The 18,967-nt window shown below is 60.4% G+C and carries 17 protein-coding genes; 10 read left to right on the top strand and 7 right to left on the bottom strand.

Annotated features, from left to right (window positions below; genetic code table 11):
* The first annotated feature begins 81 nt into the window (after positions 1 to 81).
* The 3 genes from choX (at position 82) to choV (ending at position 3,017) form a co-directional block, all read left to right on the top strand.
* Positions 82 to 1,014 carry a choline ABC transporter substrate-binding protein gene (gene choX, locus PSJ8397_RS09700; protein ID WP_085864419.1) on the top strand — a complete coding sequence of 311 codons (933 nt, stop codon included), beginning with the start codon at positions 82 to 84 and terminating at the stop codon, positions 1,012 to 1,014.
* A gap of 87 nt (positions 1,015 to 1,101) precedes the next feature.
* On the top strand, positions 1,102 to 1,950 hold the full coding sequence (gene choW, locus PSJ8397_RS09705) for a choline ABC transporter permease subunit (protein WP_085864420.1): 849 nt from the start codon (positions 1,102 to 1,104) through the stop codon (positions 1,948 to 1,950).
* Entirely contained in the window at positions 1,947 to 3,017 is a 1,071-nt protein-coding gene (choV, locus tag PSJ8397_RS09710) for a choline ABC transporter ATP-binding protein (RefSeq protein WP_085864421.1), read from the top strand. Before choW ends, choV begins: the two co-directional genes overlap by 4 nt.
* Here choV and PSJ8397_RS09715 read toward each other — a convergent pair.
* From PSJ8397_RS09715 to PSJ8397_RS09730, 4 genes are read right to left on the bottom strand one after another with little or no spacing between them, the layout of a single operon-like run.
* Positions 3,014 to 3,556, bottom strand: a complete 543-nt coding sequence (locus PSJ8397_RS09715) for a sarcosine oxidase subunit gamma (protein WP_085864863.1) — start codon at positions 3,554 to 3,556, stop codon at positions 3,014 to 3,016. The genes choV and PSJ8397_RS09715 overlap by 4 nt on opposite strands.
* A complete protein-coding gene (locus tag PSJ8397_RS09720) occupies positions 3,549 to 6,482 on the bottom strand; it encodes a sarcosine oxidase subunit alpha family protein (RefSeq protein ID WP_085864422.1) in 2,934 nt (977 codons plus the stop codon). The genes PSJ8397_RS09715 and PSJ8397_RS09720 overlap by 8 nt, the downstream gene beginning before the upstream one ends.
* On the bottom strand, positions 6,479 to 6,742 hold the full coding sequence (locus tag PSJ8397_RS09725; RefSeq protein ID WP_085864423.1) for a sarcosine oxidase subunit delta: 264 nt from the start codon (positions 6,740 to 6,742) through the stop codon (positions 6,479 to 6,481). The genes PSJ8397_RS09720 and PSJ8397_RS09725 overlap by 4 nt, the downstream gene beginning before the upstream one ends.
* Before the next feature lie 10 nt (positions 6,743 to 6,752).
* Entirely contained in the window at positions 6,753 to 8,006 is a 1,254-nt protein-coding gene (locus tag PSJ8397_RS09730) for a sarcosine oxidase subunit beta family protein (RefSeq protein ID WP_085864424.1), read from the bottom strand.
* Between the two features lie 164 nt (positions 8,007 to 8,170).
* Here PSJ8397_RS09730 and PSJ8397_RS09735 point away from each other — a divergent pair, with 164 nt between their 5' ends.
* Entirely contained in the window at positions 8,171 to 9,007 is an 837-nt protein-coding gene (locus PSJ8397_RS09735) for a C13 family peptidase (protein WP_085864425.1), read from the top strand.
* A 404-nt stretch (positions 9,008 to 9,411) separates the two neighbouring features.
* On the opposite strand, the gene PSJ8397_RS09740 is transcribed toward PSJ8397_RS09735, so the two are convergent.
* Positions 9,412 to 10,854: a Glu/Leu/Phe/Val family dehydrogenase gene (locus PSJ8397_RS09740; protein ID WP_085864426.1), complete on the bottom strand. Its 1,443-nt coding sequence runs from the start codon at positions 10,852 to 10,854 to the stop codon at positions 9,412 to 9,414.
* 354 nt (positions 10,855 to 11,208) lie between these two features.
* Here PSJ8397_RS09740 and PSJ8397_RS09745 point away from each other — a divergent pair, with 354 nt between their 5' ends.
* Genes PSJ8397_RS09745 through PSJ8397_RS09755 form a run of 3 tightly spaced genes read left to right on the top strand, consistent with a single transcriptional unit; the run spans position 11,209 to position 14,231 of the window.
* Positions 11,209 to 13,047: a TadE/TadG family type IV pilus assembly protein gene (locus PSJ8397_RS09745; RefSeq protein ID WP_085864427.1), complete on the top strand. Its 1,839-nt coding sequence runs from the start codon at positions 11,209 to 11,211 to the stop codon at positions 13,045 to 13,047.
* Between the two features lie 9 nt (positions 13,048 to 13,056).
* A complete protein-coding gene (locus tag PSJ8397_RS09750; RefSeq protein WP_085864428.1) occupies positions 13,057 to 13,620 on the top strand; it encodes a TadE/TadG family type IV pilus assembly protein in 564 nt (187 codons plus the stop codon).
* Complete coding sequence (locus PSJ8397_RS09755; RefSeq protein ID WP_085864429.1) at positions 13,620 to 14,231, top strand: TadE/TadG family type IV pilus assembly protein; 612 nt, start codon at positions 13,620 to 13,622, stop codon at positions 14,229 to 14,231. The genes PSJ8397_RS09750 and PSJ8397_RS09755 overlap by 1 nt, the downstream gene beginning before the upstream one ends.
* Before the next feature lie 6 nt (positions 14,232 to 14,237).
* On the opposite strand, the gene PSJ8397_RS09760 is transcribed toward PSJ8397_RS09755, so the two are convergent.
* Both PSJ8397_RS09760 and PSJ8397_RS09765 read right to left on the bottom strand, forming a co-directional pair.
* Positions 14,238 to 14,714 carry a hypothetical protein gene (locus PSJ8397_RS09760; RefSeq protein WP_085864430.1) on the bottom strand — a complete coding sequence of 159 codons (477 nt, stop codon included), beginning with the start codon at positions 14,712 to 14,714 and terminating at the stop codon, positions 14,238 to 14,240.
* 65 nt (positions 14,715 to 14,779) lie between these two features.
* Positions 14,780 to 15,724: an NAD(P)-dependent oxidoreductase gene (locus PSJ8397_RS09765; RefSeq protein WP_085864431.1), complete on the bottom strand. Its 945-nt coding sequence runs from the start codon at positions 15,722 to 15,724 to the stop codon at positions 14,780 to 14,782.
* A gap of 145 nt (positions 15,725 to 15,869) precedes the next feature.
* Between PSJ8397_RS09765 and PSJ8397_RS09770 the strand changes: the two genes are divergently transcribed.
* The 3 genes from PSJ8397_RS09770 to PSJ8397_RS09780 all read left to right on the top strand — a co-directional run bounded on the left by PSJ8397_RS09770 (position 15,870) and on the right by PSJ8397_RS09780 (position 18,954).
* Entirely contained in the window at positions 15,870 to 16,184 is a 315-nt protein-coding gene (locus tag PSJ8397_RS09770) for a hypothetical protein (RefSeq protein WP_085864432.1), read from the top strand.
* A 70-nt stretch (positions 16,185 to 16,254) separates the two neighbouring features.
* Positions 16,255 to 17,550, top strand: coding sequence for a homoserine dehydrogenase (locus PSJ8397_RS09775; RefSeq protein WP_085864433.1), 1,296 nt, complete (start codon positions 16,255 to 16,257; stop codon positions 17,548 to 17,550).
* Between the two features lie 153 nt (positions 17,551 to 17,703).
* A complete protein-coding gene (locus PSJ8397_RS09780; protein ID WP_235000671.1) occupies positions 17,704 to 18,954 on the top strand; it encodes an MFS transporter in 1,251 nt (416 codons plus the stop codon).
* Positions 18,955 to 18,967: the final 13 nt, after the last annotated feature.

Genomic DNA, 18,967 nt, shown 5'->3' on the forward strand with positions numbered 1-18,967 from the left:
TTCCTCAAATCAGGTGCCAAGCGACTTTAGATTGTCTTTAATTGACTCGTCAATCAACAATAGCCAACGGGAGGCTTCCTCATGAAAAATACCCTTTCCATTCTTGCGATCTGCGCCGCAGGGGCCGCAGCGGCCGACGGCCACGCCTGTTCGACCGTCACGTTCTCTGACGTGGGCTGGACAGACATCACAGCGACGACAGCGGCCACCACAGTCGTGTTGGAGGCGTTGGGCTATGAAACCGATATCAAGGTCCTGTCCGTGCCTGTGACCTACACTTCACTGGCCGAGGGCGACGTTGATGTGTTCTTGGGCAACTGGATGCCCACCATGGAAGGCGACATCGCCCCCTACCGTGAGGCAGGCACCGTCGACACCGTGCGCGCCAACTTGGAAGGTGCGAAATATACACTCGCCACGAATGCGGCCGGTGCGGCCCTGGGCATCGCCTCGTTCGACGACATCGCCGCAAACGCAGATGCGCTCGACGGCAAAATCTACGGCATCGAGGCCGGCAACGACGGCAACCGCCTGATCATGGACATGATTGCAGCCGGTGAATTCGGCCTGTCCGAAGACACGATGGAAGTCGTCGAATCGTCTGAGGCCGGGATGTTGGCACAGGTGGGCCGCGCCTCGGACCGCGACGAACCTGTCGTGTTCCTCGGCTGGGAACCTCATCCCATGAACGCGAACTACGAGATGACCTATCTTGAGGGCGGCGATGATTGGTTCGGCCCCAACTTGGGCGGTGCAACAGTCTACACCAACACCACCGCAGGCTATGTCGACGCGTGCCCCAATGTGGGCAAGCTGCTGCAAAACCTCGAATTCTCTCTCGCCATGGAGAACGAGATCATGGGCGCGATCCTGAACGACGGCACCGATCCTGAGGACGCAGCCACGGCGTGGATGGCCGCCAACACCGATTTCGTCATGGGGTGGCTGGACGGTGTCACCACACTTGACGGCGGCGACGCAGCCGAGGCCGTCATGGCGGCACTGGACAGCTAAGCCAAACAAACCAAAAACAGGGTCGCCCCAATCAGGGGCGGCCCTTTGCCGTGAGGTGGACGGCAAACACGGGACAAAGGGAACAGTATGGATTGGCTGACGGACAATAAGATCCCCGTGGGGGATGTGGCGGAAACCATATTCGAAGGGCTGGAACGCAACGGCCGCGTCGTCTTCGATGCCATCGCAGATGGGCTTGAGGCCATGATCGACGCCTTTTTGTGGCTGATGCAAACGCCCCATCCATTCATTGTCATCTGCGTCTTTGTCGCCATCACATGGGCGCTGCAACGCAACTGGAAAACCTGCGCGCTGATCGCTTTGGGCTTTTTGTTCATCCTCAACCAAGACTACTGGGAAGAAACCACTGAAAGCCTGACGTTGGTGCTGTCGGCTTGCATCGTTTGTATGGGCGTGGGCGTGCCCATCGGCATCGCTGCGGCCCATCGTCCACGTCTTTATGCGTGGATGCGGCCCGTGCTTGACCTGATGCAAACCCTGCCCACCTTTGTCTACCTGATCCCCGCGATTGTGTTTTTCGGCATCGGCATGGTTCCAGGTCTGATCGCCACCGTGATCTTTGTGTTGCCCGCCCCCATCCGTCTGACCCATCTGGGCGTGTCGTCCACACCGACCGCGTTGCTTGAGGCCGCGGATGCCTTCGGCGCCACGGCGCGTCAAAAACTGTGGAAGGTCGAATTGCCGTCCGCCCTGCCGCAGATCATGGCTGGTTTGAACCAGACCATCATGCTGTCGCTGTCCATGGTTGTCATCGCGGCCCTTGTCGGGGCGGACGGGCTTGGCGTGCCGGTGGTGCGCGCATTGAACACCGTCGACACGGCCAAAGGGTTCGAATCCGGCCTGATCATCGTCGTTGTGGCCATCATGCTGGATCGAATGCTGCGCGTGGGTGCAAACGGGGGGGACAAGCGATGAAAGCCGTCGAATTCGACAACGTCTCAATCGTCTTTGGCGGCAAACCGCACAGGGCCCTGCCCTTGATGGACGAAGGCCGCGACCGCGCCGAGGTGCAAACCGCCACCGACCAGATCCTCGGCGTCCATAATTGTTCGCTGGATGTGGAACAGGGTGAGATCCTCGTCCTGATGGGGCTGTCTGGATCCGGAAAATCGACGCTGCTGCGGGCGGTCAATGGCCTCAACCCCGTGGTCCGGGGTGAGGTGCGTGTCCACAGTAAGGACTGGTCTTGCACCGTCGGCAGCGCGCCCGAACCTGAGCTGCGTAAGCTGCGCCGCTCCGTGGTGTCGATGGTGTTCCAACAGTTCGGGCTACTGCCGTGGCGCACCGTACGTGACAACGTCGGGCTGGGTCTGGAACTGGGCGGCATGGAAAAGGCCGCGCGACAGCAGAAAGTCAACGAACAGCTGGAATTGGTCGGCCTGGCCGACCGCTCCACTGCCTTGGTGGGGGAGCTTTCGGGCGGCATGCAACAGCGCGTGGGCCTTGCCCGCGCCTTTGTCACCGACGCGCCGATCCTGCTGATGGATGAACCGTTCTCAGCCCTCGACCCGCTGATCCGCACACGTCTTCAGGATGAACTGCTTGATCTGCAAAAGCGCCTGAACCGTACGATCATCTTCGTCAGTCATGATCTGGATGAAGCGTTCAAAATCGGCAACCGCATCGCCATCATGGAAGGCGGCCGCATCGTCCAATGTGGCACCCCGAGAGAGATTTTCAGCAATCCGGCCAACGGCTATGTCGCTGATTTCGTGGCAAATATGAACCCTCTGGGCGTGTTGCGTGCCCGCGACGTGATGGGCCCACGGCCAGCTGAAGAACCGAAGGGCTGGCTGTCCAGCCTTACCGGCGCGGCCGAGGCGAAGGCGATCCCGACCGTGGACGCAGAACTGCCGGTGGGCCAAGTCATCGACGCGCTGACCACCGCCCCCGCCCTGACGGTGATGGAGGACGGCCAAGCCATCGGGCAGATCACCCAGACCAGCGTGCTGACAAAAGTCAGCCCGCCAGACGCAAGTTAAATCAACGCTCGGGCGGCCACACCTTTGGCCGCCTGTTCCAGATCATGCACAAGCGTGCCCGCCATGGACCGCATGGCCATCACCTCAAACGCGGATGCTCCCACACGCGTGATGCCAACGTTCATATGCACCAACATCGTGCGCACCGTGTGGCCCCGTTTGAACACGGAGGCGCGCAGATCTGCCGGAACCAGACGGGCCAGAACGGCCTCGGCCTCGGCCCCCTCAATCCGCACCACAGCCCAAGCGTCCGAATGATCGACGACGGCGGCCTGCGGCAGATCAGGGCACGCTCCGCCCACGATCAGCGCCTGATCCAATCCGCACCAGATCGCACGCGGGCCTGCCCCGTTGGTGCGGTTCGGCTTGGGAAATGTCACCCCGATCGCAGCCTTCAACGCATCCGACGTCGCCTTGGCGCCGCCCGCATAAGGGGCGACCAGTGTCACTTGTCCAAGGTTAATTTCATGGATGTTCACGCCGCCGATGGACAGCGGCAATAGCCCCGCGCAGGGTGTGGTCTCGATCAATTTAGCCACGGACACGTCCCCCGTCTGGGTCAAAGAAAACAGGGCTGCAGACCTCACATGTGACGGTCACGCCGCGCACATGATCCACCGCCACGACATGTTCGCCCAGCCGGCTTGGCCCGTCTTTGACGAACCCCAGCCCGATGTGGCTGTCCAACGTGGGCGACCAACAGACCGATGTGATGTACCCCTGATCGTTGTCGCTGACCGCATCTGCACCCTCAACAAACAGATGCGCCCCTGCCGTGATCTTGTCGGTTCCATTGACGGACCGAAGCCCGACCAACCGTTCGCGTTGCCCATCCAGCAGCCCTTCACGGCGACTGGCGGCAAAGCCAATGCAATCCTTCTTGCGGCTGACCATCCTGTCCATCCCGATGTCGAAGGCCGTCACCCGCCCGTGAATTTCTGCGTGGGTGATAAAGCCCTTTTCGATCCTGAGAACGTTCAGCGCCTCCATCCCGTAGGCGCCGCCCTCCATCGCCTCGGCCTGAGCCACCAGCAGCCGGAAAAGCGACGCGCCATAGCGCGACGGCACCGCGATCTCATAGGCATGTTCGCCAGAGAATGAGATGCGGAACAACCGCCCCTCGATGCCGCCAATGGACACCGCACCGCAGGACATGAACGGCCAGTCTTCACCGGTGATTGGGTCATCCAGCACTGTGTTCAGCAACGCCCGCGACCGTGGGCCTGCCACGGCGAACTGCGCCCATTGTTCCGTGACGGAGGCAAACCGCACGTCCAGATCCGGGCGCAACGCTTGGGCCACCCATTCAAGATGGGTCATCACCTGTCCCGCTGCTGCCGTGGTCGTCGTCATCACGTAATGATCCGCGCCAAGGCGCGCGGTGGTGCCATCGTCCATCACATGGCCGTCTTCGCGCAACATCAGGCCATATCGCACACGGTTTTCCCTTAGCGTTGAGAACGTATTGGCATAGACAAAATCAAGAAACGCCGCAGCATCCGGCCCCTGAATGTCGATCTTGCCTAATGTGCTGACATCGCACACGCCTACGGCGTCGCGGACATAGCCGACCTCACGGTTGCAGCTCTCCAGCCATGTCTTTTCACCCGGTGCGGGGAAATAGCTGGGTCGATACCACAGGCCAGCCTCGATCATCGGGGCACTGCGGCCTGTGCTTGCATGGTGCGATGTGGTCAGGCGTTTGGGCGCAAACCCGTGGCCCTGCGACCCCGCGCCCATGGCCGCGATGGACACCGGCACGTAAGGAGGGCGGAAGGTCGTCGTGCCTGTTTCAGGAATTCCCCGTCCCGTGGCATCCGCCAACACCGCCAAAGCCGCCACATTGGACGATTTGCCCTGATCCGTCGCCATACCTTGGGTGGTGTAGCGTTTCATGTGCTCGACGCTGCGGAAATTTTCCTGCGCGGCCAGCTTGATGTCCTTCACATGCACGTCGTTCTGAAAATCGAGCCATTTGCGGCCCTTCCCGTCAACCTGCCAACATGCCTCGATCCGGTAGGGGTCATCTTCTGCGGTGGGCACGTCCACCTTTGCCGTCACCCCCAAATCAGCCACGGCCGCCGCCGCACCCTTGGCCCCCGATTGCAACGCGCCAAGGGTCGACATGTGTCCCGCAGCAGCCCCCGCGACGGTCAGGCCAGGGATCGATCCATCCGTGGGCACAAAGCTCAGCAGGGTTTCGTCCCATGTGGGCCGCCCATTCATATGGCACGTCAGATGCACGGTCGGATTCCAACCGCCGGACATGGCCAAACAATCGGTGCGGATCTCTCGCGTACCAACCGCGTGGGTGATGGTGATGCTTTCGAGTGCCAAACGTCCCTTCGTCGCCGTGACAGCGCCCGATGTATAAAGGGGGTAGTCGCCCATGGCCTGCACATCCGCGCGGACGTCAATCACACCGGCGACTTTCACGCCCGCTGCGATCAGATCCACCGCCGTGCGGTGCGCGTCATCGTTGTTGGCAAAAATCGTCACCGCCTTACCGGGCGCAACGCCCCAGCGGTTCAGATAGCTGCGCACAGCACTTGCCATCATGATCCCGGGCCGGTCGTTGTTCGGGAAGGCAATGGGCCGTTCCAGCGCACCGGCACACAGCACCGCCCGTTTGGCCACGATCCGCCAGAAACACTCGCGCGGCAGATCTGGCGCATCAGCGCGGGCCACGTGATGCCCCACCTGTTCAATCGCACCATAAGTGCCTTGATCATAGGCGCCAGTAATGGTCGTGCGCGTCATCAGGCGCACGTTGTCCATCGCGGCCAACTCCGACACGGCGTCGGCGGCCCAATCGGCCCCGTCTTGCCCATCCACCGTGAAGGTCTCGGCCAGCAAACGCCCCCCCATTTGGCTGTCTTCGTCGGCCAGAATGACATCCACACCCGCGCGCCCTGCGGTCAGCGCCGCCATCAGACCCGCAGGCCCCGCGCCAATGATCAGCAGATCACAATGGGCAAAAGCCTTTTCATAGATGTCGTCGTTGATGTCGCCCGACAACGCGCCCAAACCAGCCGCCTTGCGGATCACCGGTTCATAGAGGCTTTCCCAAAACGCCTTGGGCCACATGAACGTCTTGTAATAGAAGCCCGCGCTAAGGAATGGCGCCGCCAGATCGTTCACTGACATCATATCGTATTTCAATGACGGCCACGCGTTTTGCGACCGCACCTCAAGCCCGTCGTAAATCTCAAGCGTGGTGGCGCGCACGTTGGGGTCTTGCCCGCCGCCGGTTCCCACGGTGACCAACGCATTGGGTTCTTCCGATCCTGCGGTCACGATGCCGCGCGGGCGGTGGTACTTGAACGACCGCCCCACCAATTTGACGCCGTTTGCCAACAACGCCGCCGCCAAAGTCTCACCCTTGCGGCCTGCATAGCTTTGTCCGTCAAAGGTAAAGTGGACCGTTTCAGCCGCGTCCGTATGGCCTTTGCCCGCAACCCTCATGCCTTTGCCTTTCCGACCCGTTCCGCCCCGTGAACCTCATGGGTGACAGTATCGCGTGTCACAACGATCCACGCCCCACAGCCACCCGCATGGTGCCACAACTCCCGCACGACGCCGGCGAGGTTGTCGCGGTTGTGCAGGTAGTCGTCCCAGACACCCCCATCCGCGTCCCCTGCGGGCCGGTCCAACGCCAAGGCGTCGCCTTTGTAGTAAAACTCGCGGCGGTCCCGTTCACCGCAGATGGGGCAAGGTAATCTCATTCCGCGTCCCTCAGTGTAGATTATGCTGAGAGCCTGTGCCCTCTTCGTCCATCAGCCCGCGCCCCGTGCGGAACCGGTCCAACCGATAGCGCGCGGCAGGCGTGTGATGCTGACCCGTGGCGATCAGATGCGCGTAGGAAAAACCGGACCCCGGCACCGCCTTGAACCCGCCGTAACACCAACCGCAATTCAGGAACAAACCCGCTGTGTCGGTGGTGTCGATGATGGGCGATCCATCCGGCGACATATCCATGATCCCGCCCCACGACCGCAGGACCTTGGCTTTGCCAAGGCTGGGCATCAACGTCATGCAGGCCTCCATGCAGTGTTCTGCCATGGGCAGGTTCCCGCGCGACGCGTAAGAGGCGTAGAAATCCAGATCCGACCCGAAGACCAGCCCGCCCTTGTCCGACTGGCTGATGTAGAAATGCCCCATGCCAAAGCTGATGACACCGGGCAAGACGGGTTTTAACCCCTCACTGACAAAGGCCTGCAACACGTGGCTTTCGATGGGCAGCCGCATGCCCGCCATCGCCGCCACTTGTGACGACCGGCCAGCCACGACAATCGCGACTTTTTTGGCGCGGATCGCGCCGCGCGTGGTCTGCACGCCTTTGACGACACCGCCTTCGATGTCGATGCCCGTCACCTCACAATTCTGGATCAGATCAACGCCGCGCTGATCGGCCCCGCGCGCATAGCCCCACGCCACCGCATCGTGACGGGCCGTGCCACCGCGTCGGTGCATCAGCCCGCCATAGATCGGAAACCGCACGTTATCGAGGTCAATCGATGGCGCTTCGCGTTTCACCTCCTCAGGGGTCAACAACTCCGCATCATCGCCTTGGTTCACCATGGCATTGGCGCGGCGGGCAAAGAAATCCCGCTGGCCGTCGGAATGGCACAACATCATCACGCCACGTTGGGACATCATGGTGTTGTAATTAAGGTCCTGCTCCATATCCTCCCACAGTTTCAGAGAATGGGAATAAAACTCCGAATTGCCCGGCAACATATAATTGGCCCGTACGATCGTGGTGTTGCGGCCCACGTTGCCGCCCCCGATATAGCCCTTTTCCAACACGGCCACGTTGGTGATCCCGTGTTCCTTGGCCAAATAATACGCCGTAGACAGCCCGTGCCCGCCGCCCCCGATGATGACGACATCATACTCGGATTTCGGCGCAGGATCGCGCCACACAGGCTTCCACCCTTTTTGGCCGAACAGACCTTCTTTTATGACCTTGAAACCGGAATATCCCATGGCGTCCCCTCGCTCTTGGGTCGACCCTATCTTGCGTCCCCGCCAGCGCAAGGGCTGCACCCGACAAATCCCCGCATATTCGCGACCCGGCGCGATGACACCTCTATCCTTCCACTGGATTGTAGGTATTTTGCCGACAATTCTATCCAGAAAGGATCGCAAAAATGCGTCGTTTTTCCGCAGCCGCAGCCCTGATCGGCGCGATGGCCCTGCAGGCCTGCACCGCCCCGGCAACAGGAACTGCAACCCCAATCGCCACAACAACTGTTGTCGCCCCCGGTGTCACGCCCCCGCCTGCAGATGCGGTGGTCACGCCCGTCGCAGTCGCGCCCGCAAATCAGACATTCCTGTTCAGCTGGGGGATGTTTGCCGATCCGGTGTTTGACCGTGACGTTGTGACATTCGAACGGGCCTTCGCGCGTGCCTATGGCACACCTGTCGATGCTGACACATTCGGCTTCACAGGCTCCACCCTCGAAGAGCCCAACATCACCGTGATGCAAACAGAACTGGCACAGATGGCGGCCGATGCCGTCGATGGCCGCGACACGGTGGTCGTGATGCTGACCTCCCACGGCTCCCCCGATGTGATGGCGATCAAGACCGAACCAAACGGACCCGTGTCCGGTGTGTCGGCCGAAGGTCTCGCCGAGTTTCTGGCTCCACTGGCCGCCGACCGACAGATCCTGATCCTGCAGGCCTGCTTCTCAGGATCGCTGATCGACGAATTGCGCAGTCCGAACCGGATCATACTGACAGCCGCCGCGGCCGACAGGTCGTCGTTCGGCTGCAATCCTGAAAGCGACAACACATGGTTCATCAAAGCCCTGAACCGCGCCATGGTCGAGGTGGGCGCCCGCGGTGGGTCCTGGAAACAGGTTTTTGAGCGCACCCGCGCCCTTGTGGCCGCGGATGAAGCGGCCCAAGGCGTGCCCCCCTCAAACCCGCAAAGCTCTGTCGGGGCAAACATGCGGGACCTGTGGCTGAACACCCGCCTCTAACCTGGTGCAAGCCCTAAAATTCCGGAATTTTAGGGCCTTCACTTATACGCCCAAAAGGTCCACCGGACCTTTTGTAAGTTGGCGGCCTTCCCGCGGCTCCGCCCGCTTTAACGCCCAAAAGGTCCACTGGACCTTTTGTAAGTTGGCGTCTTTCCCGGGGCTCCGCCCGCTTTAACGCCCAAAAGGTCCACTGGACCTTTTGTAAGTTGGCGTCTTTCCCGGGGCTCCGCCCGCTTTAACGCCCAAAAGGTCCACTGGACCTTTTGTAAGTTGGCGTCTTTCCCGGGGCTCCGCCCGCTTTAACGCCCAAAAGGTCCACTGGACCTTTTGTAAGTTGGCGTCTTTCCCGGGGCTCCGCCCGCTTTAACGCCCAAAAGGTCCACTGGACCTTTTGTAAGTTGGCGTTAAAGCCCCTTCGCGCGATAGCTTTGGGCGACGCGGTCAATTGATACCAGATAAGCCGCCGTGCGCAGGTCTGTGACATCCTCACGGCTGTGCCAGACATCCCGCATGGATTGGAACGCTGTGCGCATCGTGTCGTCCAGACCGGATCGCACCAATTCCAATTCATCCGCGCCGCGCAGGTACTTCTGTTTGAAATTGGGCGTCATGGACCATTGATCCCCCATATGAGCGCTGAGCCGTTCCAGCTCACCGACGATCAACTGATGACGGGCCTCTTCCTGTCGGCGCTGCATCCGACCAAAGCGAATATGGCTCAGGTTCTTGACCCATTCGAAATAGGACACGGTCACACCACCCGCATTGGCGTACATGTCAGGAATGATGACTGTCCCCTTGTCACGCAAAATCTCATCCGCGCCGGCCGTGATCGGGCCATTGGCCGCCTCGATGATCAACGGCGCTTTGACATTGGCGGCGTTGGACAGATTGATCACCCCTTCCAGCGCCGCCGGGATGAGGATGTCGCAGTCTTCTTCAAGAACCACAGCGCCGTCCGCCACAAACTGACCATGGGGATAATCCGCCACACCGCCATGTTTGCCGATCCAGTCACGCAACCCATCCACGTCGATGCCGTCTGCGTCCACAATAGCCCCGTCGCGTTCGATGACCCCGATGATCTTCGCACCGTCTTCGTCCGCCAGAAACTTCGCAGCATGATAGCCCACATTTCCCAGACCCTGCACAACGATCCGTTTGCCATCCAAAGACCCAGCTAAACCAGCCGTTTTCACATCGCCTGCATCACGGAAAAATTCACGAAGCGCGAATTGGACGCCCCGTCCCGTGGCCTCAACCCGTCCGGCAATGCCGCCCGCGTGGGGCGGTTTGCCTGTCACACACGCCGCGGCATTGATGTCGGTCGTATTCATGCGGCGGTACTGATCCGCGATCCATGCCATTTCCCGTTCGCCGGTGCCCATATCAGGCGCAGGCACGTTCTGGGACGGATGGATCAGATCACGCTTGGCCAACTCGTAGGCGAAGCGGCGGGTGATGCGTTCCAGCTCATCTTCTTCCCAGTCGCGCGGATCGATACAAAGCCCCCCTTTGGATCCGCCAAAAGGCGTTTCGACCAGCGCGCACTTATAGGTCATCAACGCGGCCAAAGCCTCAACCTCGTCCTGATTGACGCCCATCGAATAGCGGATCCCGCCTTTGACGGGTTCCATGTGTTCCGAATGGACCGACCGGTAGCCCGTGAAGGTTTCGATCTTGCCCCGCAACCGCACGCCGAACCGAACCGTGTAGGTCGCGTTACACACCCTGATTTTCTGCTCAAGCCCGGGCGGCAGGTCCATTAGCGCAACCGCACGGTTGAACATGATGTCAACGCTTTCGCGGAAGGATGGCTCATGTGGGGTGGATGTGGACGTGCTCATGACGGGCCCTTTCTTGGAGATATGAACGGGGGCATCCCCGCCCTGAGCGGAGCTAAACATGATTCGTAAAGAACATGTTGAACTGATTAATTTTTAAGCAATTAAAAAACATCCCAACGGCCCGTCGTGGTGAGCCTGCAAACCGCGATGCCGCGCAAAAACCGCCAGCGGTTGCCGATTTCCGCAACAGTGCGCTGCAAATCGGACGGCTGTTAACCTTTTGGCAACCAATTAACGATTGAGGGACACAATCTGCCCTAATTCTGCCATCTCGCCCTGATCTACCCTCCCAAGAATTAAAGCGATGAGTCCGTCCGCGCCCTCTGTGCGGCCACAACTCTCGGGAAGGTGAAAATGTTGAACGATCGGAAAGATCTTACTTCTGGTTCGACCGCCATGGCGCGGGTTCTGTCCCGTTTTCGGAAAGACGAAGACGGCGCGATGATCATTTTTTCTTTGTTTATGTTTGTAATGATCCTCTGGCTGGGCGGAATGTCCGTTGACCTGATGCGGTTTGAAACCACGCGCGCCAAGCTGCAAGGCACGCTTGACCGTGCCACTTTGGCAGCGGCTGACCTTGATCAGACCCAACCGCCCGCTGAGGTGGTCAAAGACTACTTCCGCAAGGCGGGCATGATCGACTTTCTGGATGGCGAACCATACGTCGAACAGGGTTTGAACTACCGCATCGTGTCTGCAGCGGCAGAAGCCGAAATGCCATTGATGTTCTATGACATCCCTCGCGTGTTCACCCAGCCCTTCAATCCAGGTCTAACAGCCTTGACGGTCTCCGGCACCTCTTCAGCAGAAGAGCGGGTCACAGATGTGGAAGTCTCGCTGATTTTGGACGTCTCAACCTCCATGAGCGGATCGCGCATCGAGAATCTGCGCCCTGCTGCACGGAACTTTGTGACGACGGTATTGGCCAACAACACCAACGCGCCTCAAGGTTTGATCACCATTTCGATGATTCCCTATAGCGCTGTGGTCAGCCCGGGCTCTGCCTTTGATACTCACATGAATATCAATCGCACGCATAGCTATTCGAACTGCGTGCTGTTCGAGTCCGGATCATTCAATTCGATTGAACTGGATTTGTCGCAGCCGCACGATCACGTCGCGCACTTTGACCCAGACTGGTTCACCTCTGACAGCAATCCTATCGGCAATCCGTGGTGCCCGACAGGCAACAACAACGCGATCGTCCCCATCAGCACCTCCGTAACCGATTTGCACACCGCAATTGATGCGCTGACGCCCTACGGCAACACCGCCATTGATATGGGCATGAAATGGGGTGTGGGCCTTTTGGATCCAAGCACGCGCACTGTCGTAAACCAGCTTGTTGGTCAAAACGTTGTGCCAGGGGTGGCCTCAGGCCGTCCGTATGAGCACGATCTGGAAGACGTTCAAAAAGTCGTCGTGCTGATGACAGACGGGGAGAACACGACCCAATATGACCTCAAGGAACGGTTCCGCACGACCAATTCCTATTTCTGGTTTGATCGCAGTTCCAATCCGACGGGCGAATTGCACCAAATCCCGCTTGATCGGATTTCTGTTCAGGTCAACGGGTTCTCAACGTCGGAAAATTACTGGGATGACCGGTTCTACTGGATGCGTGAGCGCGGTGAATATTATCAAAGCGATCGCGTGCGCAAATACCCCTACGGCTACGCAAGCCAATGGGCCTATGTGCAGGCCCGGCAAACCGGTGCCATCGGCATCAACGACGTGGGCGATGGACCGAGCTACCTGGGCAACATTCACAATGCGTCCTGGCAAGAGATGTACGCGAACTGGGAATATGACCGGATTACATATGACCTTTTGTGGTATCCCTATAACGATGGCGACATCCCGTGGAGCGCAGGCCAGGTCTGGTCTCAGGACAACAGCGGCAACTGGACCCTTGTGTATCTGCCCGACTACACGGACGCCTTCTATTCCATCGATTACGAGGTGGTGAACAATTCCCAGGCGAATGACCGACTGTCGGCCCTATGCGCCAGAGCGCGCGAAGCGGGGATTGTGATCTACACGGTGGCCTTTGAGGCCCCCGCAGATGGACGCAACGCGCTTCTCGACTGTGCCAGTTCACCCTCGCACTACTTCGACGTGGCAGGAACCGATATCTCGGCCGCTTTCGCAGCGATCGCATCCGATATCCGCGCCCTGAAATTGACGCGATAGGATCTGAAAATGCATTTTCTTCTCCGCACAATTGGCGCCATCCTACGTCGCTTCCGACGCAACGAAAGCGGCGGCCCCACGGTTGAGTTTGTTCTGCTGTTCACACCGTTCATCGTTCTGCCAGTCACAGGGTTCGAAATGGGCCTCTTGATGACACGGCACGCGATGCTGGAACGAGGCCTTGATATGGCCATTCGCGAAGTTCGTTTGAACACCGGCGAAGAGATCAGCGAAACCGACATGAAACGCATGATCTGCAACGCCGCCGGTATTCTGCCTGAGTGTATGACAAATGTACGTCTCGAGATGCGCACGCTCAACATGCGGCACGTCGGCAACCAGTCGACCAACTCGATCCCGCGCAGTGCCTCTTGCACGAACTTGAACCAGCCGTTTTTGCCAGCCCGTAACTTTGAAAACGGCGCGGCCAACCAGATGATGATCGTTCGGGCCTGTGGCGTCTTTAAACCGATGCTGATCCCGGGTGTCGGGGTGGCTTACCAATTGAATCAGGGTCCTCAAGGGCGCTACCGCCTTGTTGCGACCTCCGCCTTCGTGATGGAGCCTCTATAATGCTGTGGTCTTATATCAAAAGTCATCTGCGCGACTTTCGCAAGGACGACAGAGGCACAATCACGGCCGAGGCGGTGATCATGTTCCCGTCCCTCTTTGCCTGTGTCATCGCCATGGTCGTCTTCTTTGACGCGTTCCGGAACCAATCCATCAACGTCAAAGCCAACTATACAATTGCGGATGCCGTCAGCCGTGAAGACCAGTACATCACCAACACCTACATCAATAACATGTGGCGTGTGCACCGGTTCCTCACCAGTTCGCCCACGTTGACACGCCTTCGGGTCAGCGTGATCCGATATGATGCCGCCGACGATAGCCACGAGGTGGTCTGGTCACGGGCCAAAGGGGGCGGATCAAACTATACCCGCAAACCCCTGTCGCAGATCGGCCTGACAGCCGCCGAAGTCCCTGTGATGCCGGACGGTGAGATTTTGATCGTCGTGCAAACAGGTGTCGACTACGCGCCAAACTTTTCGATCGGGCTGGAATCGTTTTCCTTCGAAAACGTGACGTTCACCCGTCCGCGTTGGTCACCGCGCAACCTGTGTTTCAGCTCTGACGGGTCGCCGGACAACGCAATTTGCCCTGCGCACACGCCAAACACCTAAAAGCGTTCAGGTCGGTTTGACCCGCATCGCAATCTGCTCTGCCATGAATTTGGCGGGGCCCGATGCGGTCACACCGCCCACGCCCACCCGTTTACCAAACCGCCACCACAACCCTGGCGCCCAAGACCGACGCGCGCCGGAATGAAGATGCAAAACAAATCCGTTGGACGGCTTGAACGCCAGCGCCCCGCGATCAATGGCGCGGATATCGCCCAGCCGTGCCAGAACAGCGCCGCTGGTGTCGCGCAGGTCCTCTTCGGTCAGAACAAGCCCCAACAACGTCGCGCGCCGCAACCGTTCGGCCACCACCAGGGCCCCCGCGCCCAGCACAATCAAGAAAATCTGCCAGCCCAGCGCGGGCGGCTGCACGAACGCCAGCAAGATCAACAACGCGCCAAAGATAAACACCGCCCCATAAGCAAAGATCCGGCGCACGGGCGTCGCCTGCAACGTGGCGATCACTTCGTCATCGTGGTTCGGCATGGGGGCGTCCTTCTATCAAACTCCCGCGTCTTTAGCCGCCTGCCCTGCCAAAGAAAAGACCACGCCTAGCGGGGCGGCACCACCTCATACCCTGCCTCCTCCGGCTCATCGTCTATCATCTCCGGCGGGAAGCCGGGCGCGGTGATGTCCAAACCCGTCGGCTCCTCCAGCCGTTTGATGATGTCATCAGACTGCGCGCCCGCCCCGTATCGCGCGATCCCGTCCTCGAAAATCTTGACCATCATCGGGCTGATCTCCAACGGGACGTCGTGGTCTTCGGCAATCTGCTGGAACAGCCCAATGTCCTTTTGCACCAGCCCCATGGAAAATCCGATATCTCGGCTGCCGTTCAAAATCACCTGACTTTCGGTTTCATGCACAAAGGATGTCCCGCTTGAAATCTTGATCGCCTCATAGGTTGTCGCCAAATCTAGCCCGGCGGCCTTCATCGTCACCAGCGCCTCACACACCGTAAGCAGGTTCGCAGTCGCCAGATAGTTCGTCATAACCTTCAACGTGCTGGCCGTGCCCAGATCGCCCGTGTGCAACACCCGCCGTCCCAAGGTGGTCAGTACCGGCAACACCCTCTCAAACGTCGCCCGATCACATCCCGCAAAGATCGAAATATTGCCCGTCGCCGCACGGTGGCACCCGCCAGATACCGGACAATCCACCGCAAACCCACCGCGGGCCTGCACCTCGGCGCCCAGCCGCTGCACCTCGGCTGCATCCGTCGTCGACATCTCAAGCCAGATTTTGCCGTCCGTCACATGGGGCAACATCTCCTCAACCACCGCCTTACAGGCGGCGGGCGATGGCAGACAGGTGATCACCACATCGCAATCCTGCATCAGGTCGGCGGGCGATCCGCCAGCCCGCGCCCCACCGGCCACAAACGCGGCCACGGCCTGCGCATCCAGATCGTGCACGGCCAGATCGAACCCGTTGCGCAACACCGACCCCGCCAGCTTTCCCCCAACGGACCCCAGCCCGACAAATCCGATCTTCATAGCGCGTTCCTTTCCTTGCACGTGGCTCCACCGTCAGCCCCCATCCCCGACACGTCTGTCCGGTTCCCGACATATCGCACGCCAACTTGCCTCGCCCCTGCGCGCCCCCTATGGTCGCGCAACACCAAATTCGTCATGGATCATAATGCCCGCCAAGGTCCTCAGCCCTGCACTTACAGCCCTCGCCGCCTGCGTGGCCTTGTCGGCCTGCGCCGAGTTTCCCGAATTGGATCAACGCATTTCGCCGCAACTGGCCGCAGCACCCGTGCCCGATCTGATCCCCCTCGCACCACTGATCGCCCAAGCCGGCGCAGATGGCGCTGCAGGGGCGGCCACCGCCGAAACCACCGCCCGCTCCCTGTCAGGCCGCGTGGCGGCTTTGAACGCCCGCGCGGCCCGCCTGCGCGGCCCTGTGCTGCCCCCTGCCACCCGTGCGCGCCTGCTGCGCGGAGTGCGATAACCATCCACGCGTTGAATCCCCCGCGCACACGGGCTAACAGGCGTCAAACGCTGCGATAAAGGATGCCACCATGACCGACACGACCTCTCCCCTCCGCCTTGGCATTGCCGGTCTTGGCACCGTTGGCGTCGGCGTCGTGCGCATCATCCGCCAGCAGGCCGCGTTGTTGGAGGCCCGGACAGGCCGCAAAATCACCATCTCCGCCGTCTCCGCGCGCAGCAAAGATAAAGACCGCGGCGTGCCGCTGTCAGATTACGCCTGGGAAGACGATCCCGTGGCGCTGGCCAAACGCGATGACGTCGATGTGTTTGTCGAACTGATGGGCGGCGACGCAGGCCCCGCCAAAGACGCGACTGAGGCTGCGATTGCCGCAGGCAAGGACGTCGTCACAGCCAACAAAGCCATGCTCGCCATTCACGGCCAAGCCCTGGCCGAGGCCGCCGAGGCCGCTGCCTGCGTCATCCGGTATGAGGCCGCCGTGGCCGGTGGCATTCCCGTAATGAAAGCCCTAACCGAAGGCTTGGCGGGCAACGACATCACCCGCGTGATGGGCGTGATGAATGGCACATGCAACTATATCCTCACGCAAATGCAGGCCACACGCCAAGGCTACAACGCCCTGTTCGCCGAGGCCGACAAACTGGGCTACCTCGAAGCCGATCCAAACCTCGATGTGGGCGGCATCGACGCGGGCCACAAACTGGCCCTGCTGGCGTCGGTCGCCTTTGGCACCCAAGTGAACTTTGATGCCGTGGCCCTCGAAGGCATCCAGAACGTCACGCTTGAGGACATCGACGCCGCCCATGACATGGGCTACCGCATCAAACTGCTGGGTGTCGCACAGATGACGGGCCGCGGCCTGGAACAACGTATGTCGCCCTGCCTTGTGCCATCCAATTCACCGCTCGGCCAACTCGAAGGCGGAACCAATATGGTCGTGATCGAAGGCGACGCCGTGGGCCAGATCGTGCTGCGGGGCGCCGGTGCTGGCGAAGGTCCTACAGCCTCTGCGGTGCTGTCTGACATCATCGACATCGCGCGCGGCTTGCGCTTGCCCACCTTCGGTCAGCCAGCCGCCAGCCTTACACAAGCGCGCGCCGCCACCGCCGCTGTGCCCGCCCCCTACTACTTGCGCATGCAGCTTGTGGACAAACCCGGCGCTCTGGCCAAGGTCGCCGCCGTTCTGGGCGACGCGGGCGTCTCCATCGACCGGATGCGCCAGTACGGCCACCAGGACACCGCAGCCCCAGTGCTGATCGTGACCCACAAAACGACCCGAACCGCCCTGGATGAGGCTCTGTCGGCGATGGACCCAAACATCGTCATGGGCACTCCCGTCGCCATTCGCATCGAAGAAGTCGACTGATCGCAACGGCATCCCCTTCATCTGACCGGAAAAACTCCGGGGGGGCCGAAGGCGGGGGCAGCCCCCCCAAACTCTAATTTTCGCAGAAAATTAGTCCCCCACCCGGCGTCATAAAAATACCCTCGTCCCTGTAAAACACGCTAGGGTCGCGGTATGCAGCCCCCCCTGATCACCCAGATGGCCCGCAACATCACCCTGTATCGCTGGTCACGTTTCCTGCGTAATCTGATCTTCTGGCAGGCCGTCTGGTTTCTCTATTTCCAAAACGTCCTGTCCGCCGCCGAGGCGATCCTGCTCTATGCAGTGTACGACGTCGCCGTCACCCTCCTCGAAGTCCCGTCAGGCTATATGTCTGATAGACTTGGCCGCCGCAAAACGCTGATCCTCAGCGCCATCGCGGCCTGCGCGGGTGCGGTATGCCTTTCGATCGGGGACACGTTTGCCATGTTCGCGCTGGGGCAAATCCTCATCGGGGTTGGCGGGGCCTTTGCCAGCGGCACGGACGAAGCAATGCTCTTCGAAAGCCTCGCCGCCACCGACCGCACAGACGAAATCGAGGCCCAAGAGGTCACGGCCTGGCGCTATTCCTTCACCGCCCTCGCCCTTTCCGCCCTGACCGGAGGGGCCATGGTCCTTATCGATCCGCGATTGCCTTTCATCGCAGGGGCCCTGGCGGCGGCGGCTCTTTTGGGTGTGACATGGCGCATGGTGGAACCCCCACACACCACAGCCCTGCCCGAAGGTGGTGAGATGCTCCGGCTCAGGCACATAGCTTCTCACTTTCGCAATCCGGTGCTCTCATGGATCTTTGCGCTCTGGGTGCTGATGTACGGCTTCAGCCACCTGCCCTTTGTGTTCGGCCAACCCTTCATTCTTGAGGCCCTCACCGAATGGGGCCTTGCAGCCTCTGCCCCCCTTGTCAGCGGCGGGGTATCGGCCACGATGATGATCGTCTCGGTTGCTGTCTCGCTGGTGGCGGTGCAAGCGCGCGCGGCTTTGGGCCTTGCGCCGCTGTTGCTGGGCGCCTTTGGGGTGCAGCTGCTGATCATCGCGACAATGGCCATCACCGACAGCGCCCTAGTGCTCGTGATACTGCTGTTGCGTATGGTGCCCGACGCGCTGTCGCGCCCGTTTATCCTGGGCCGCATCCAACCCCTGCTGAGCGATGACAGCCGCGCCACATGGCTCTCCCTCAAAAGCTTTGTCGGCCGGCTGGGTTTTGCTGCAGCCCTCACATTGGGTGCGGTCTCCACCTCAGATGTAGGCGCAATGCCCCATGCTGACATTGCCGGCATCTTGGCCACGGCGACCCTTTTTGGCCTTGTTGCTCTGGTCACTCTCGCCTTCGCCGCGCGCAAAATTGATCTTGATCCGCAGCATCCGGACAAACCCGTCCGCCGTTAGCGCCACCAAGGTT

The sequence above is a fragment of the Pseudooctadecabacter jejudonensis genome, from assembly GCF_900172275.1.
GTDB lineage: Bacteria > Pseudomonadota > Alphaproteobacteria > Rhodobacterales > Rhodobacteraceae > Octadecabacter > Octadecabacter jejudonensis.